At 52.6% G+C, this 16,651-nt stretch carries 16 protein-coding genes; 12 read left to right on the forward strand and 4 right to left on the reverse strand.

Annotation, left to right across the window (positions count from 1 at the left end):
* Together LMED105_RS06690 and LMED105_RS06695 are read left to right on the forward strand one after the other, a co-directional pair.
* A complete protein-coding gene (locus tag LMED105_RS06690; protein WP_008249561.1) occupies nucleotides 1–1,503 on the forward strand; it encodes a tripartite tricarboxylate transporter permease in 1,503 nt (500 codons plus the stop codon).
* Nucleotides 1,504–1,648: 145 nt separating this feature from the next.
* On the forward strand, nucleotides 1,649–2,524 hold the full coding sequence (locus LMED105_RS06695; RefSeq protein WP_008249562.1) for a GntR family transcriptional regulator: 876 nt from the start codon (nucleotides 1,649–1,651) through the stop codon (nucleotides 2,522–2,524).
* An 11-nt stretch (nucleotides 2,525–2,535) separates the two neighbouring features.
* On the opposite strand, the gene LMED105_RS06700 is transcribed toward LMED105_RS06695, so the two are convergent.
* A complete protein-coding gene (locus LMED105_RS06700; protein ID WP_040512623.1) occupies nucleotides 2,536–2,940 on the reverse strand; it encodes an acyl-CoA thioesterase in 405 nt (134 codons plus the stop codon).
* A 145-nt stretch (nucleotides 2,941–3,085) separates the two neighbouring features.
* On the opposite strand from LMED105_RS06700, the gene LMED105_RS06705 reads away from it, so the two are divergent.
* Entirely contained in the window at nucleotides 3,086–3,487 is a 402-nt protein-coding gene (locus tag LMED105_RS06705) for a hypothetical protein (RefSeq protein WP_008249564.1), read from the forward strand.
* 18 nt (nucleotides 3,488–3,505) lie between these two features.
* Here LMED105_RS06705 and LMED105_RS06710 read toward each other — a convergent pair whose 3' ends face one another.
* Entirely contained in the window at nucleotides 3,506–4,324 is an 819-nt protein-coding gene (locus LMED105_RS06710; RefSeq protein ID WP_008249565.1) for an SDR family oxidoreductase, read from the reverse strand.
* Between the two features lie 84 nt (nucleotides 4,325–4,408).
* On the opposite strand from LMED105_RS06710, the gene LMED105_RS06715 reads away from it, so the two are divergent.
* The 7 genes from LMED105_RS06715 to LMED105_RS06745 all read left to right on the forward strand — a co-directional run bounded on the left by LMED105_RS06715 (nucleotide 4,409) and on the right by LMED105_RS06745 (nucleotide 11,933).
* A complete protein-coding gene (locus tag LMED105_RS06715) occupies nucleotides 4,409–6,247 on the forward strand; it encodes an ABC transporter ATP-binding protein/permease (RefSeq protein ID WP_083797127.1) in 1,839 nt (612 codons plus the stop codon).
* Nucleotides 6,228–7,139 (forward strand): LysR family transcriptional regulator, encoded by a 912-nt coding sequence (locus LMED105_RS06720; protein WP_008249580.1) that lies wholly within the window; start codon nucleotides 6,228–6,230, stop codon nucleotides 7,137–7,139. Before LMED105_RS06715 ends, LMED105_RS06720 begins: the two co-directional genes overlap by 20 nt.
* Before the next feature lie 135 nt (nucleotides 7,140–7,274).
* Nucleotides 7,275–8,693 (forward strand): aspartate ammonia-lyase, encoded by a 1,419-nt coding sequence (gene aspA, locus LMED105_RS06725; RefSeq protein WP_008249587.1) that lies wholly within the window; start codon nucleotides 7,275–7,277, stop codon nucleotides 8,691–8,693.
* 77 nt (nucleotides 8,694–8,770) lie between these two features.
* A complete protein-coding gene (locus LMED105_RS06730; RefSeq protein ID WP_008249588.1) occupies nucleotides 8,771–9,670 on the forward strand; it encodes a transporter substrate-binding domain-containing protein in 900 nt (299 codons plus the stop codon).
* Between the two features lie 95 nt (nucleotides 9,671–9,765).
* Complete coding sequence (locus LMED105_RS06735) at nucleotides 9,766–10,506, forward strand: amino acid ABC transporter permease (RefSeq protein WP_008249589.1); 741 nt, start codon at nucleotides 9,766–9,768, stop codon at nucleotides 10,504–10,506.
* Nucleotides 10,506–11,192, forward strand: a complete 687-nt coding sequence (locus LMED105_RS06740) for an amino acid ABC transporter permease (RefSeq protein WP_008249590.1) — start codon at nucleotides 10,506–10,508, stop codon at nucleotides 11,190–11,192. Before LMED105_RS06735 ends, LMED105_RS06740 begins: the two co-directional genes overlap by 1 nt.
* Nucleotides 11,193–11,204: 12 nt before the next feature.
* Entirely contained in the window at nucleotides 11,205–11,933 is a 729-nt protein-coding gene (locus LMED105_RS06745; RefSeq protein ID WP_008249591.1) for an amino acid ABC transporter ATP-binding protein, read from the forward strand.
* A 99-nt stretch (nucleotides 11,934–12,032) separates the two neighbouring features.
* Here the strand turns inward: LMED105_RS06745 and LMED105_RS06750 are convergent, their stop codons facing one another.
* Entirely contained in the window at nucleotides 12,033–12,839 is an 807-nt protein-coding gene (locus tag LMED105_RS06750) for a glycosyltransferase family 2 protein (RefSeq protein ID WP_008249593.1), read from the reverse strand.
* Between the two features lie 86 nt (nucleotides 12,840–12,925).
* Here LMED105_RS06750 and waaC point away from each other — a divergent pair, with 86 nt between their 5' ends.
* Both waaC and LMED105_RS06760 read left to right on the forward strand, forming a co-directional pair.
* Nucleotides 12,926–13,891, forward strand: coding sequence for a lipopolysaccharide heptosyltransferase I (gene waaC, locus LMED105_RS06755; protein ID WP_083797122.1), 966 nt, complete (start codon nucleotides 12,926–12,928; stop codon nucleotides 13,889–13,891).
* A complete protein-coding gene (locus LMED105_RS06760) occupies nucleotides 13,888–15,258 on the forward strand; it encodes a 3-deoxy-D-manno-octulosonic acid transferase (RefSeq protein ID WP_008249596.1) in 1,371 nt (456 codons plus the stop codon). The genes waaC and LMED105_RS06760 overlap by 4 nt, the downstream gene beginning before the upstream one ends.
* Here LMED105_RS06760 and LMED105_RS06765 read toward each other — a convergent pair.
* Nucleotides 15,236–16,648 carry a TolC family outer membrane protein gene (locus tag LMED105_RS06765; RefSeq protein WP_008249597.1) on the reverse strand — a complete coding sequence of 471 codons (1,413 nt, stop codon included), beginning with the start codon at nucleotides 16,646–16,648 and terminating at the stop codon, nucleotides 15,236–15,238. The two genes, LMED105_RS06760 and LMED105_RS06765, sit on opposite strands and share 23 nt — an antisense overlap.
* Nucleotides 16,649–16,651 lie beyond the last annotated feature (3 nt).

A 16,651-nucleotide genomic window follows, 5' to 3' on the forward strand; every position in this document is an offset into this window, starting at 1 on the left:
ATGGAACTTCTTGCTAATCTTTCAATTGGTCTTGAAACAGCCTTCACGATCAATAACCTGCTGTTCTGCCTGATTGGTGTATTTTTGGGCACCGCAATCGGCGTATTGCCCGGCTTGGGTCCCACAGCCACCATTGCCATGCTGCTGCCAATTACCTTCGGTTTGCCGCCAGTGTCATCGCTCATCATGTTGTCCGGAATTTATTACGGCGCGCAATATGGGGGGTCCACCACGGCTATCCTTGTTAACCTGCCAGGTGAATCGTCCTCGGTGGTCACTGCGCTTGATGGCTACCAAATGGCTCGTCAAGGCAAAGCGGGCAAGGCTTTGGCCACTGCAGCAATCGGCTCTTTCGTAGCTGGTACATTCGCAACTGTGTTGCTGGCTTTGTTTGCACCACCTTTGGCTGAAATCGCCTTGCAGTTTGGTGCTGCCGAGTACTTCTCACTCATGGTGGTAGGTTTGGTCGCCTCCGTAGTGCTGGCCAGCGGTTCTTTGCTGCAAGCCTTTGGCATGATCGTGCTTGGATTGCTCATGGGCATGGCTGGTACCGATGTGAATTCGGGCATGGAACGCTACACCTTCGATACACCCTACATGGCCGAGGGCATTAACTTTGTGATTCTGGCCATGGGTATGTTTGGCTTGGGCGAAATCATCAAGAACCTCGAAGAAGAACACCTGCGCTCTGCCATGGTGTCCAAGGTTCAAGGGTTGCTTCCCAACAAGGAAGACCTCAAGCGTATGGCCTGGCCTATCGTTCGCGGCACTGGTTTGGGTTCCTTGCTCGGTATTTTGCCCGGTGGTGGCGCCATGTTGGCCTCGTTCGCTTCTTACTCCATCGAGAAGAAAATCTCGAAAACACCCGAGCAGTTTGGCAAGGGTGCTATTGAGGGTGTTGCCGGCCCCGAGTCGGCCAACAATGCGGGCGCACAAACTTCGTTCATTCCTCTGCTGACCCTGGGTATTCCGTCCAACCCGGTCATGGCCCTGATGATCGGCGCCATGATCATTCAAGGCATTACCCCGGGTCCCGCGGTCATGACCGAGCAGCCAGCCTTGTTCTGGGGCATTATTGTTTCCATGTGGATCGGTAACCTGTTCCTCGTGGTCCTGAATCTGCCCTTGATCGGTATCTGGGTGAAAATGATCTCCGTGCCGTATCACTTCCTGTACCCCATGATTCTGGTGTTCTGTTGTATCGGGGTATTCAGCTTGGGTAACAAGCTGTTCGATGTGTACCTGTTGGCAGGTTTCGGTGTCTTGGGCTACATTTTCTCGAAATTGAGGTGCGAGCCTGCGCCTTTGTTGCTGGGCTTTATTTTGGGTCCAATGATGGAGGAGTACTTACGCAGGGCTTTGTTGCTCTCGCGTGGCGATTTCTCGGTGTTGGTGACACGCCCAATCAGTGCAACCATGCTGGCCATTGCAACCATTGCCCTGATCGTGGTGTTCATGCCTTCTATTCGCAAAAAGCGGGAAGAAGCATTCCACGAAGAATAAGTCTGAAACAGACGCACCGTGATTTAGGGCCACTGAAGCATTGTTTCAGTGGCCCTTGTTTCTTCCATGCATGTCTTCAGTATGAATTGAGTTGCATTGTGTTGTATTATCCATGTCGTAGCCCAGTAGCATTTGGACAGTACGAATGGACAGTCAGTTTCCCGCCGCATCCCCAGAAGAATCGAATTTCGGTGACAGCAAATTAGACCCGAATCAGGTCGTTCCCCTTTACCACCAAATTTATCTGATACTGCGAGAGCGCATTATCGAAGGTCACTACGACACCAAGCCATTGCCCGGTGAATTGGTGCTGGCCGAGCAGTTCAATGTGTCCAGGGTCACCATGCGTCGAGCACTTCAAGACTTGGTCAAAGAGGGTTTGGTTGCGAGGGGGCGAGGCAAGGGCACATTCGTCAAGCCGCGCACCGAGTCACGCAATTCTTCGGTGGGGCAAAGCCAGTTGCTGAGTGCATCGGCTATGCGTCTGCAGGCCAGCGGCGATTCTTCCGATTTACAACTCATCACCTCCAAGCGCATTTTGCCGCCACCCGATATCGCGACGCTTTTGCACTTGCCCAGCGATGCCATTGTCGAAAAACTGATTCGCATTCGTCAGCTTGATGGTCAGCCCGTGGCCCACTTAACCAGTTTTATTCCTCAAGATTTGTCAGGGCGCATTTGCCGTCGCCGTCTGCGGGAGTTTCCAATACTGGTGCTGCTTGAGGAAGCTGGGGTCAAAGTGGCCAAAGCCCGTCAAACCATTTCTGCGAGGCTCGCCGATGCCTCGGTGGCGTATGCCTTGGGTGTCCCCGTGGGTGCACCGTTATTGGCTATTTCGAGAGTGGCTTATGACGAAAATGGCAGACCTGTGCAGGTGCTTAAAGGCCTGTATCGCCCCGATCGGTACGATTACCGAATTGAATTGTCGCGCAAGCAGGCCAAGGGTCAAAGCTCCTGGCAGCATGTGAATGAAGTCGAGTTTGCATTTGAAATGCATCAACAAGACCTCACGCACTTCTAAAGCGGGTTTTGTTATTTAAGTGGGTCCACAGGGCGGGAATTCCGGTTCTCGTCTACCGCCACATAGGTGACATACGCCTCAGTTACTTTGGCTACATCATCTGGTTTCAAGCGACGTTGGGCAAATACCTCCACATAAATTTGCATCGAGGTTCTGCCCACTTTCACCACTTCGGCATAAAAACTGCACAAATCACCCACAAACACGGGTTCCTTGAAAATAAATTCGTTCACCGCCACGGTCACAATTCTGCCTTTGGCATGTGCTGTGGCGGGTACAGAACCAGCCAGATCCACTTGCGCCATAATCCATCCGCCAAACACGTCGCCCGACGCGTTGGAGTCTTTCGGCATCGGAATAACCCGGATCACGGGTTCTCGGTCGACGGGTAACAAAATTGGTTTGGGTGTGTTCATGTTCAGGCGCTTTGTTGTTGGTTTAGCCGTTGATTGTAACGCTGGGCGCCTAGAGTCTGCATTTCATTCTAGGTGCTCGCTACCAACCCAATTTCATGAAACAGACGATAATGGTTTTTTATTGAGTCCATGAGTTGAGGAAGTGATGGCTGCAGGTTGGGTAACGGTGTTGCAAATGGTGCCTTGGGGCGAGGTCATTAAAAATGCGCCCAAGGTCGCCGATGGTGCGGTCAAGCTGTGGAACAGCGTGTCCAAGAAAAAGGTTTACGATGAAAACGGCAGTGAGGTGACCGATGTGCTTGTGGCCACTGATATTGCCGCAGTCGAACAACTGGAGCACCGCCTTTATGCCGCGGAACAAACCATTTCCGATTTGCAGGCCCAGGTGGTTCAATCCGCTGAGGTGATCAAAGAATTGGCCAGTCAAAATACACAGCTGGTGGCACAAATTGAATCCAACCGCAAAGCCGTCACTGTGCTGGGTGTGGCTTTGGCCTTGGCAATTTTGGCTGGCTCGGTTCAGGCGGTGATTCTGTTCAGCGCCTGAACCTGGGTATGGCGGCTCTCAGGCTGATTTCTTGCCGCCGTGTTCATCGTCCAGTGCGTCTTTGGCCATTTTGTCGATAACAGCTGGTACGAAAGGTTTCAGCTTCAGTCCCAAACGTCCTTTCGCGGTCATCACCCATTCGCGTTTGCGTTCAACCATCGCGTCCACAATCTCGTTGATGCATTGCTCAACAGTCATGGCACCTTTTTCGCGCAGGCCCGAAACACCGGCCCGTTCGCCATTCGGGTTCAAGCCGTTGCGGCGAATTTCGGTGTCCACCACACCCGGGAAAATGGCGCATACATCTACGCCAGTGCCCATCAGCTCAATGCGTAATGCTTCCATAAAACCACTCATTGCAAACTTGCTGGTGCAATAGGTGGTGCGGGCAGGTACGCCAGTTTTACCGGCTAGGCTGGAAACGCCGACAATCAAACCTTTGGATTTTTTGATGTGAGGCAGGGCCTTGTGAGTAATCCAAACCATACTCATCACGTTCACGCGGAACAGTCGCTCAAAGGTGCCCAAATCGGTGATGTCTTCAAACCAGGCGTGCATTGAAACACCCGCATTGTTCACAATCATGTCAATGCCGCCAAAGGCTTTCACAGACTCTTCCACCAGGTTCTCGCATTGGGCCTGTTCCATCACGTCACAGGCCACACAGTGCACCTGGCCGCCCGCCGCCTCAACCTGCTTTCCAACTTCCTGCAGTTTTTCCAGTCGGCGTGCTGCCAACACCAGTTTGTTGCCCGGGGCCAGTTTGATGGCCAACGCGGCACCAATGCCCTCGGATGCACCGGTAATTACGATCACTTTGTTCTGAATACTTGCCATTTGAAATTGTCTCCTGCGTTTTTGATTGGCTGGGCGAATGGTAGCATTGCCCATCGCCTCTTTTTTTGTACCGAGAAGTATCGCATGCGCAGAACCGCACCGGTGGAATCCGCCCCGCCAAGACCCCGAAAACGAAGCGACTGGGGCACCATTGCCCAGCTTTTGCCTTACCTTTGGGAATACAAATGGCGAGTCATGTTCGCGATCGCCTGCCTGGTGCTTGCCAAAGTCGCCAACATGGGCGTGCCTTTGGTACTCAAGGAGATCATTGATGAGTTAACGCCGCTTTTGCAAAGCAACGCCTTGCTGGCTGCTGCCTCCATGCCAATCGTGTTGTTGGTCGCGTATGGCTTGTTGCGCTTATCCACCACCGTGTTTACCGAACTGCGCGAATTCCTGTTTGCCCGGGTAACTCAAAATGCAGTCCGGGCCATTGCCATTCAGGTATTCGATTACCTGCATGCACTTTCACTGCGTTTTCATTTGAATCGGCAAACCGGTGGAGTGACCCGAGACATCGAGCGGGGGTCCCGGGCCATTTCAAGCCTGGTCAGCTACACCCTTTACAGCATTCTCCCCACGCTCATCGAGATTGTGCTGGTGGTGGGCTATTTGTTCATCAATTACGACATCTGGTTCTCGGTCATCACGGCAGTTGCGCTAACCCTGTACATTTTCTTCACCGTGAAAATAACAGAGTGGCGACTGCATTTCCGCCGCACCATGAACGATCTCGACTCCAAAGCGAATGTGCGGGCAGTGGATTCGCTGATCAATTACGAGACCGTGAAGTACTTCGGCAACGAAGCATTTGAATCGAAGCGTTACAACAAAAGTATGGCAGCCTGGCAAGAGGCTGCCATTCGCTCACAAAAATCCCTCACCCTTCTGAACACTGGTCAAAGCGCGATCATTGCGATTGCTGTCACGCTGGTGTTGTGGCGGGCAACAGCCGGTGTGCTCGATGGCTCCATGACTTTGGGTGATTTGGTACTGGTCAACGCCTTCATGATTCAGTTGTACATTCCGCTGAATTTTTTGGGTGTGATCTACCGTGAAATCAAGCAAAGCCTGGCTGACATTGAACGCATGTTTGGCTTGATGGACGAAAACCTTGAAGTCAAAGACAAGCCCGGTGCCCCTGATTTGAAAGTGAACGGTGGCGCGATTGAATTTCGCAACGTGAACTTTGCCTACGACGAACGCAGAATGGTGTTGAAAAACATGTCGTTCACTGTGCCTGCAGGCCACACCGTGGCGGTGGTGGGGCACAGTGGCGCGGGCAAGTCTACCTTGTCACGCTTGCTGTATCGTTTTTACGAAGTCACCGACGGCGCCATCCTCATCGACGGCCAGGACATTCGCGATGTGGCGCAAATTTCACTGCGCAAGAACATCGGCATTGTTCCCCAAGACACCGTGCTGTTCAACGACACCATTGCCTATAACATTGCTTATGGCAGACCTGATGCCACACAGGCTGAAATTGAGGCTGCCGCCAAGGCTGCTCACATACATGAATTCATTGTGAATCAGCCCGATGGTTACAAAACACAGGTGGGTGAGCGAGGGCTGAAACTCTCCGGCGGGGAAAAACAGCGCGTGGCGATCGCCCGCACCATCCTGAAAAACCCGGCCATCCTGATATTCGATGAGGCCACTTCAGCCCTGGACTCCAAGTCCGAGCGTGCCATTCAGCAAGAGCTGCAAACGTTGTCGCGCAACCGCACAACGCTCATCATTGCCCACCGCTTAAGCACGGTGGTGCATGCTCACCAAATTCTGGTGATTAGTCAGGGTGAGGTCATTGAAAGTGGCAGCCATGAATCACTACTTGACAAGAATGGTGAATACGCCCGAATGTGGCTGATTCAACAGCACAGTCAACCCAACGCGTCTGCCCATGGAAACCAAATGGCTTGAAGATTTCATTACGCTGGCCCAAACCAAGAACTTCTCAAAAGCGGCCAACTTGCGGTGCGTCACACAGCCCGCTTTCTCGCGGCGTATACAGGCGCTTGAGGGCTGGCTGGGCTGTGAATTGATCGACCGGGGCTCTTACCCCACACGCTTGAGCCCACAAGGCGAGGTGTTCTACGAGCAGGCGCTCACCATGCTGGAGCAAATTCGGCAAGCCCGCACCATTGTTCGCGGTGGCAGCTTGCAAAGCCGGCAGCCCATTCGCCTGGTGGTGCCGCACACCTTGGCCTGTAGCAAAGCGCCACATTGGGTTCGCAGTTTGAAAACCAAGCTGGTCGACCGACTGCCTGACCTGAGTTTTCAATTGACAGCCAGTAATGTGCACGATGCAGTGCTGTACTTCACCGACGGTGCCAGCGATTTTCTGATCTGCTACCACCACAGTCGAGAACCGATTGAACTCGATCCCAGCAAGTTTGAAGTGCGGGTGTTGGGTATTGAACGATTTGCACCTTACAGCGCAGCAAGCGCTGAGGGCAATCCGATTTATTCCCTAGACCCGCTGGCGCCTTTGCCTGTGCCTTACCTGTCGTATTCCAAGCATGCTTACCTGTCGAAGATGACTGATATTGCGATGGAAGCGGGGCCGCTGTTCCTGAAAAAATCGCTGTTTGAAACAGACATGTCTGAAAGCTTGAAATCGATGTGCGAAGCGGGTTTGGGTGTGGCCTGGTTGCCTGAAAGCGCGGTGGTACCCGGTTCTGGTCTTTGCAAAATCCCGGGGCCGTATTACACCGACATGGAAATTCGCCTGTATCGCCGCATTCACCGCCACACCGAGAATTCCGCTGCCCACGAACAGGTGGATTTAATTTGGCATTATTGGCCAGACTGATCCCTCTCTGTGGATAACCCTTATTAGGGTTTCTTTGGATATGCGGGAAATGCATGGTTTAATGCTGATTAAGTATTGGAGTGCAGGCCACTAAAGATTTAGCATGGCCCACATTCAAATTCGTCAGGGGATGACATGGTCAAGCAGCACTCAGAGCATCGCGTGGAAAAAGATCTTCTTGGTGAAAAGAAGATTCCCGCCGAAGCCTACTGGGGTGTACACACCAGTCGAGCCCTCGACAATTACCAAATTACCGGATTCGCGCTGTTCAACGCGCCCGAGCTGATCAACGCACTGGCCGCAGTCAAATGGGCGGCCACCAAGGCCAATGCAGACCTGGATACTATTCCCCTCGACTTGGCCAAAGCCATTACCCAAGCTTGCAAGGAAATTCGTACCGGCAAGCTTCATGACCAGTTTGTGGTAGATGTCATTCAGGGTGGGGCAGGTACTTCCACCAACATGAATGCCAACGAGGTGATCGCCAACCGTGCCATCGAAATTCTGGGTGGTAAAAAAGGCGATTACAAAATGGTGCATCCCATCGAGCATGTCAATGCTTCGCAAAGCACCAACGATGTATACCCCACCGCGGTAAAAATTGGTCTGATCAACGCCATCTCAGGCTTGTTGCTTGCCATGGACGAACTCAAAGAAGCATTTGGCGAAAAGGCTTTCGAGTTCCGGAAAATCCTGAAAATTGGCCGCACCCAGTTGCAAGACGCCGTGCCCATGACTTTGGGCCAGGAGTTTGCAACCTTCTCGGTCATGTTGGGTGAAGACATGGCGCGCCTGCGCGAAGCGACCAGCCTGATTTCTGAAATCAATCTGGGTGCCACTGCCATTGGTACTGGCATCAACACCGATCCGGAGTACGCAGCGCGCGCGCGTCATTATCTGGAAGAAATTACCCAATTGGGCCTCGTAACCGCCGCAGACCTTGTAGAGGCTACCCAGGACACGGGCTCATTTGTTCAACTTTCCGGGGTGCTCAAGCGGGTGGCCGTGAAGTTGTCCAAAATGTGCAACGATTTACGTCTGTTGTCCTCTGGCCCCCAAGCCGGCCTGAACGAAATCAACCTGCCGCCACGCGCTGCGGGTTCGTCCATCATGCCTGGCAAGGTGAACCCGGTGATCCCCGAAGTGGTCAACCAGGTCGCGTTTGAGGTGATCGGAAACGACGTCACCGTGACCATGGCAGCCGAGGCCGGACAACTGCAATTGAATGCATTTGAGCCCATCATTGCATGGAGCCTGTTCAAGAGTATTTATCACTTAACCGCCGCTTGTAAAACGCTGACGAAAAATTGCGTATTAGGGATTACCGCAAATGAATCACTTTTGCGTCAAAGGGTCGAGGAATCAGCCAGTTTGGCCACCTCACTGAACCCTTACATAGGCTATGATCAAGCATCTGAGATTGCAAAAACTGCACTGAAGACTGGCCGGAAGGTTTCCGAGCTTGTTCTCGAAAAAGGCTTACTGTCAGAGCAGCAGTTGAATGAAATACTCAGACCCGAGGTTCTCACCCGTCCTCGGAGAATAAAACTTTAGTACCGCCTCGAACCTGGTTCGCATGGCGTAGGGTGTGTGCACAGTTTGTGCTTAATTTTTTCATTCAAGGAGCAAAAATGAAAAGGAATCTCCTCGCAGCAGCGTTGGCCGTGGCCAGTGTAGCCGCTGTTCAGCCCGCAGTTGCCCAAGATCTCACGGGTACTTTGAAAAAGATTACCGAAACCAAAACCATTGTGGTTGGTTACCGTGAGTCCTCCGTTCCATTTTCATACCTGGACAACAACCAAAAACCCATCGGTTACCACATGGACATGTGTAACAAGGTTGTTGATGCAGTCAAAGCCAAGTTGAAAATGCCAAGCCTGAATGTGCAATTGCAACCGGTTACTTCTGCAAACCGCATTCCTTTGTTGCAAAACGGCACCATTGACATGGAATGTGGTTCTACCACCAACTCCGTGGCGCGTCAGGAACAGGTTTCTTTCGCAAACAGCACCTTTATCACCAGCGTGAAAATCGTGGTGAAGAAAAACAGTGGCATCAAGTCGCTGGCTGATCTGGATGGACAGCCTATTGCAACAACTTCCGGTACTACTTCGGTTCAGTTGATCAAGCAAAACGAGAAGGGTGCGAATATCAACTTCAAGGAAATTTACGGCAAAGACCATGCTGAAAGCTTCCTGTTGGTGGCCAACGACCGCGCCAAGGCTTTCGTGATGGACGACATTCTGATCGCTGGTTTGGTTGCTCAAAGCAAAAACCCCGATGAGTTCATGTTCCTGCCCGAAATTCTGCGTACAGAACCCTACGGCATCATGCTGCGCAAAGATGATCCTCAGTTCAAGGCTTTGCTCGATGAAACCGTAAACGGCATGATCAAGTCTGGCGAAGCTGAAAAGCTGTACACCAAGTGGTTCATGAACCCGATTCCTCCGAAGAACGTGAACCTGAACTTCCCGATGTCTCCGTTGTTGAAGGAAGCATTCGCGAATCCAAACGACAAAGGCGTTAAATAACCAGCCCTAGTCAGTCACGGGCCGGCTGTGCGTTTTAAACGTGAGCCGGCCTTTTACTTGTATTGGCCGAGAATATTGACTCGGGAGTATCCAAAATGAATAGCGACCTGAATTGGCTGTTGTTTTTTCAGCCGATCGTGGAAGGCGAAACCCTGGTTTGGTGGGAAATGTTATTTTCCGGCTTGCTGTGGACCCTTGCCACATCTGCAGTTGCGGGCGTCATTGCCTTCACTGTGGGTTCTTTGATGGGTGTATTGCGCACAGCCTCCAGCAAACCTCTGGCGTTTCTGGGCAATGCGTATGTGGAATTATTCCGCAACATCCCGTTGATTGTTCAATTTTTTCTCTGGTATTTTGTCGTGCCAGAGTTTATCCCGGCCCTGAAAGAGTGGTCGATTGAGCAAGACCCCACCTTCGTACAATTTCTAGCCTCTGTGGTTTGTCTGGGCTTGTTTACCGCGTCCCGGGTGGCTGAGCAGGTCAAGTCAGGCATCTTGTCGCTGTCTCGTGGGCAACGTGCAGCAGGCTATGCCCTGGGCTTGACCGAGGGTCAAACCTATCGCTTCGTGTTGTTGCCGATGGCTTACCGAATCATTGTGCCGCCCATGACCTCCGAGGCCATGAACCTGATTAAAAACTCATCGGTGGCATTAACCATTGGCCTGACCGAACTCACGTTCAGAACCCGTGAAATGGGTGAGGTTACCTTTGCGTTTTTTGAGGCCTACATTGCCGCCACGGTGCTGTACGTGATTGTGGCCATGTCGGTGAACCGTGTCATGGCTTTGGTCGAGCGCCGAACCGCGGTGCCCGGTTACATCACGGGGGGTAAATAATGAACGACTTTGACTTCAGTGCAATCAGCACTTCATTGCCCTACCTCATGCAAGGTTTGGGCTACACGGTGCAGCTTACCGTAGTGGCGTGTCTGGGCGGTATTTTCTTCGGCACACTTTTGGCATTGGCGCGTTTGTCCAGCATCAAGCCATTGGCAATGATCGCAGCAGGTTACGTGAACCTCATGCGTTCCATTCCCTTGATTTTGGTGATCTTCTGGTTCTACTTTCTGGTGCCGGTGGTTCTGCAGTCCGTGATGGGTTACGAACGTCCGCCGCAAATTGGTCCCGACCGGTCTGCCTACATCACTTTCATCATGTTTGAAGCCGCATTTTTCTGTGAAATCATGCGGGCCGGTATTCAAAGTATTCCCAAAGGGCAGGTGGCTGCCGCGCAGGCGTTGGGTTTGAACTACCGCTTGACCATGGCAAAAATTGTGCTGCCACAGGCTTTCCGCAACATGCTTCCCGTGTTGTTGACCCAAACCATTATTTTGTTCCAGGACACCTCGCTGGTGTATGTGTTGTCTGTTACCGACTTCCTGGGTGCTGCGTCGAAAATTGCGCAGCGCGACAGCGCGTTGGTTGAGATGTACACCTTTGTGGCCCTGGTTTATCTGGCGATCTGTTTCAGCATGTCCATGCTGGTCAAGGCGCTCCAGAAAAAAACTCAAATCATTCGATAACAGGAGAGCACTGTGATTGAAATCAATAAAGTAAGTAAGTGGTACGGTAGTTTCAAGGTGCTCACCAATTGCACAACCTCTGTTAAAAAAGGGGAAGTGGTGGTGGTGTGCGGTCCTTCGGGTTCTGGCAAATCAACCCTGATCAAAACAGTGAATATGCTGGAGCCTTTTCAGGAAGGCACGATCACGGTAGATGGCATCTCGGTGGGTGCCAAAGGCACCGATCTGCCCAAGTTGCGTTCACGCGTGGGCATGGTGTTCCAGAACTTTGAATTGTTCCCGCACCTGACTATCACCGAAAACCTGACCTTGGCGCAAATCAAAGTACTGGGTCGTTCGAAGGAAGAGGCTGTTGCCAAGGGTTTGGGTTTGTTGGATCGCGTGGGTTTGAAAGCCCAGGCCGAGAAATTTCCCGGGCAGTTGTCGGGTGGTCAGCAACAGCGTGTTGCGATTGCACGCGCATTGTCGATGGACCCAATTTGCATGTTGTTCGATGAGCCCACCTCCGCGCTCGATCCTGAAATGGTGAATGAGGTACTCGACGTGATGGTGGAATTGGCCCAAGAAGGCATGACCATGATGTGCGTAACCCATGAAATGGGTTTTGCACGCAAGGTTGCTGACCGGGTTATTTTCATGGATCAAGGCAATATTGTTGAAGACTGCACCAAAGAAGACTTTTTTGGCACACCACGCTCCGAGCGTGCGCAGTTGTTCCTGTCGAAAATTCTGGGTCACTGATCCAGAGTTCAGTGCTGCCGGGGCTTTGTGCGCTGGCAGCGTTTTGTTTCAATGCCGACTATTAATGTTGGAATTCTTTGAGCGCACGCCGCACGCCAATTAGCGGTCACGTTTTTGCTGCATCAACTCCCGGGTCTTTGCATACTTGATGAAGCTGTTGAAACACCCAACAGCGATGTGTACAAAGCCTGGCCATCCATCCAGAAACCCTTTTCGCACCACGTAAAACTTGATGAACCGAACCACCGGCGACAGCACCAGTTTGCTGATCCCTGGCCATTTTCCGCGCGCAGCCAAAGTGTGTGCCTGAATACTGGTGTAGCGATTTTGCTTGTTCAGGTAGCTTTCAAGGCTTTCTGCAGACTCATGCAGCAAATCACCTTCAAGTTTTTCAAAGCGGGCGCTTGATGTGCTGCTTTCCACTTTCTCATGGACTGCATCGTTGCTCCAGTTTGCCATGCGTCGGTTGAACAAGCGGCGCGAGTAGTCCGGGTAGCCTTCGCCATGGCGAAGATAGCGACCCAGAAAAAAGTTACAGCGGGGCATGTCAAACCCGGCAACATCGGTGGGTAAAAGCCCCTGTTCGGCTTGCTGAATGACTGCCCGTATATTGCGTTCCAACTCGGGTGTTACACGTTCGTCCGCATCCAGGCACAGCACCCAATCGTGTTTGGCTTGGGCCACGGCAAACTGTTTTTGTGGGCCAAATCCAAGCCAGTTTTGCTGCACCACCCGTGCGCTGAATTTTTCCGCGACTTCAACGGTGTTGTCACTGCTGTTGGAGTCCACCACGACCAGGTCAGCGCAAAATTGCAGACTTTCCAAGGCTGCAGCGAGTTGTTTGCCGGCATTCAAGGTGATCAGCACGGCGGACAAGGCAATGCGGTTGTTGGCTGCTGTGTTCAAATTTATCGTTCCTTGGCTGAGCGGATTCGGAATGGTTACTCGCTTGCCGCTTACAATGATGCGGTTGCGATCACCCTAAGCGCTAGATGAAGCGTATCTTAATTGTTAAGACCACTTCCATGGGCGATGTCATTCATGCCTTGCCGGTTTTGAATGATGTTCATGCCCACGATCCTTCCATTCAGATCGACTGGATGGTGGAGGAGCCATTTGCTGACCTCGTGCGTGGCAGTAGCCATATTCACGAGGTAGTCCCGGTTAATTTACGCAAGTGGCGCAAGCAGGGACTTCGTTACACCTGGCAGCAATGGAAACTGTTGAGAAACAGATTGGCTGACAGGCAATACGATGCCATTGTTGATTTGCAGGGTCTGATCAAAAGTGCAGTGCTGGCGCGCACGGCCAAGGGTACCCTGATGGGCCCTGGTTTTTCTTATGCCAAAGAAAGCCTGGCTTGTCTCTTTTATTCCAAGCGGGCTGGCTGGGATCCGCAGGCCCATGCGGTCGAGCGTTTGCGAGAATTGGCAGCGGGGCTGTTGGGCTATCGTCTGCTTGGGAAGCCCGTTTTCTATGACGTTGTCCCTCAAAAGGTTCTTCCTGCCATTCCCCGCGGCGCGGAAATCTGGTTTTTACATGCCACGGCCCGTGATGAAAAAAAATGGCCAATCGTCAAATGGCGAGAATTGGCACATCGATTCTCCGACCTCGGATATGCAGTCAAACTGCCTTGGGGCAGCGATGCTGAACAACAGCAGGCAGAAAAAATTGCATCCGGTATAGCCCGGGTTGAAGTGCTGCCCCGAATGGCTTTGGGCGAATTGCGTCTCCGCCTGGAAAAGGCTGGTCTTGTGATTGGCGTGGACACCGGTATAACGCATTTGGCGGCCGCGCATTATTTACCCATGGTCGCTTTGTTTTTTGCCACGCCGGCCTGGCGATTCGCCCCGCGCTTTAACCCTCATGCTATTAGTTTGGGTGATGTGGGTCGAGAGCCTGCTGTGGGCGAGGTGTTCGAGGCGGCAACGCGTTTGCTACGGGGAAATAAACTTTGAGTGTATCGGCTCGCATCTTTTTGTGGCTTTACAGCCTGATTCTTTTTTTGCTTCAGCCAGTTTTGGCTTTGTATTTGCTCAAACGCGGTATGCGACAACCCGAATATCGGCACGGATGGGGTCAGCGCTTTTTTGCGCGCTTGCCAGTGTTCAGGGCGGTATCTGCGGGTCAAAAACGGATCTGGGTGCATGCTGTGTCAGTGGGTGAGGCCCATGCCGTTTCCCCTTTGGTGCAGCACTGGGCCAAAGTGTATCCCCAACACGAATGGGCAGTTTCTTGTACCACGCCAACCGGTTTGGCCACCTGCCGTCAGCTTTATTCAACATTGAATCAGGTTCAGTTTTTTTACCTGCCTTATGACTTGCCTTACTTGGTGGCCCGCACACTCAAGCAGGTGCGCGCACATTCGCTGTGGGTGGTTGAAACCGAATTGTGGCCCAATTTGCTGTTGGGGGCAGCCAAGGCCAAAGTGCACACTGCCTTGCTCAATGCCCGGGTTTCACCCAACACAGGTAAGCGCTTGGCGCAATTGGGGCTGGTGAGCAGGCCCGTATTGCAAAGTGTAGGCACCTTGATTGCCCAAACACAGGCCGATGCTGCTGTGTTCGAGAAAATTGGTCGACCTGTTGATGCGGTGTGTGGCAACCTCAAGTTTGATGTGGCGCTGAAGCCCGATCTGGCAACCATGGGGCGCGACTGGCGAGAGGCCGCTCAGGCTGAGCAAGTGGTGTTGTTCGCCAGCAGTCGCGAGGGCGAGGAGGCTTTGTTACTCGATGCCTTGAACCGCTGTCAGTTTTTCAAACGCATGCCCAAGGCCAGCGTGTGGATTGTGCCACGCCACCCTCAACGTTTTGATGCGGTGTTTGAATTGATGGCTGAGGCAGCCACGCGCATGGGGGTGGCTCGTCCTGTACGTCGAAGTGCCTCATTCAATGCGGGCAGCAATATCGCCTTGGCGGGTTTCGGCCAGGCTCGCCTGGTGTTGGGCGATTCCATGGGCGAAATGCCTGCTTATTACAGCGTGGCTGATCTGGCGTTGCTGGGTGGTTCCTGGTTGCCTTTTGGTGGGCAAAACCTGATTGAGGCCTGCGCCTATGGTTGCCCGGTGTGGATGGGTCCAAATACTTTCAATTTTGCCAAAGCTGCAGAGGATGCGCTGGCCGCGAGAGCGGCTCGCCGATTCGAGCATTTGCTGGCTGCCTGTGAATTTTACTTGAGTGGTTTTCAAGGCTTCGATGAGGCCAAGAAAGCAGCCTTTGCGTATGCTCGAGGGCATCGTGGGGCTACCCAGCGTAGCTTCGATGTGCTGAACCTGCCAACACAATTGCCTGCGGCTGATAGGCTCAGTGAACCAAAAGCTGATTGATTTGCTGCACGCTTTCAGCATTCAACTGCCCCGCCACCGCTTGAAGCTCAAGCATATTGATCAGGCTGGTGTACTTGGCCTTTGACAGGTCGCGTTGCGTGGCATTGAACTGTTGCTGGGCATTCAATACGTCGACGTTGATCCGAATCCCTACTTCGTAGGCAGTTTTGTTGGATTGCAGTGCCAGTTCACTTGAGGCCAGCGCAGTTTCAAGGGCTTTGACCTGTGCAAGGCTGGTTTGAACTCCCAAAAATGCCGACTTCGCAGCCTGCGTGGCGTTTCTGCTTGCGAGTTCTACATTGTTTGTCGCTTTTTCCAGCAGTGCTGCTTGTTGGCGCACCTGGCTTTGAGTACCGCCACCGCTGAAAATCGGTATGTTCATTACCAAGCCAATCGTGGTGCTATCCACACCCAGGTCGAAGGGGCGTCCACTATTGCCATCAAAAATCTGCTGCTCGGTCTCAACCATTTGGGCGGTCAGGTCAAGAGTCGGCAGGTGACCATACCTGGCCTTGTTACTCTCGCCTTTGGCAATCAGTTTTGCCAGCCTCGCTTGCTGAGCTGTCAGATTATTGTTTCGTGCTTGCTGGGCCCACGCTTCCGCGGTGTTTGGCGTGGGCGCACTCAGTTGCGTGGTCGGTGTCAGTGTGGCCAGTTTATCCACTGGAATGCCCACAATGGTTTCTAGTTGTAGTTTGCGCTGAGCCAGCTGGTTCTGGGCAGCCAGTTCTTGAGCCACAGTCAGATCGAATCGGGCTTGCGCCTCTTGTTGGTCGGTAACAGTGGCACTGCCCACCTCAAAATTGGCTTTAGCCAAAGCAAGTTGCTCTGTAATGGCGACCTTTTGATCACGAATGCTGGCCAGGTCGTCTTGCGCAGTCAGTAAATCGAAATAGGCGCGGGTCAACCTTAAAACAAGGTCCTGTTCGGCCTGCTGAAAACTGAGCTTGGCCACTTCTCCGCTCAACTGGCTTTGTTTGTAAGTTTCCCAAGCCTGGGGGCGAAACAGTACCTGGTTCAGTACCAGGCTGTAGGTGCCGGGGTTGCGGCTGGCGTCAATCGACATACCAAACGCATCATAGGTGTTGTCCTGTTTTTCAATACGTGCTCCAAGATTGATGTTGGGCAGCAAAGCTGAAAATGCCTGGTTTTCAGTTTCAAGGTCGGCTTGCAATTGTGAAGCCGCCGCTCGAAAGGCAGGGTCATTCTGTTTGGCCAGGCCATACAGCGCCAGTAGGTTTTGGGGAGTTTCGTTTTGTGGCGTATGGGTTTGCGCCCGTGCCGAGTGGCTGGCAACTACAATAATCAGCAATACCAGCAAAGCGCTGAGCAGCAAGTATTTGAAGCCCGATGTGTGTCGTATCAGAACTGGTTGATCGGGCTGGGTCATGAG

Source organism: Limnobacter sp. MED105, assembly GCF_000170915.1.
In the GTDB taxonomy this organism is placed as follows: domain Bacteria; phylum Pseudomonadota; class Gammaproteobacteria; order Burkholderiales; family Burkholderiaceae_B; genus Limnobacter.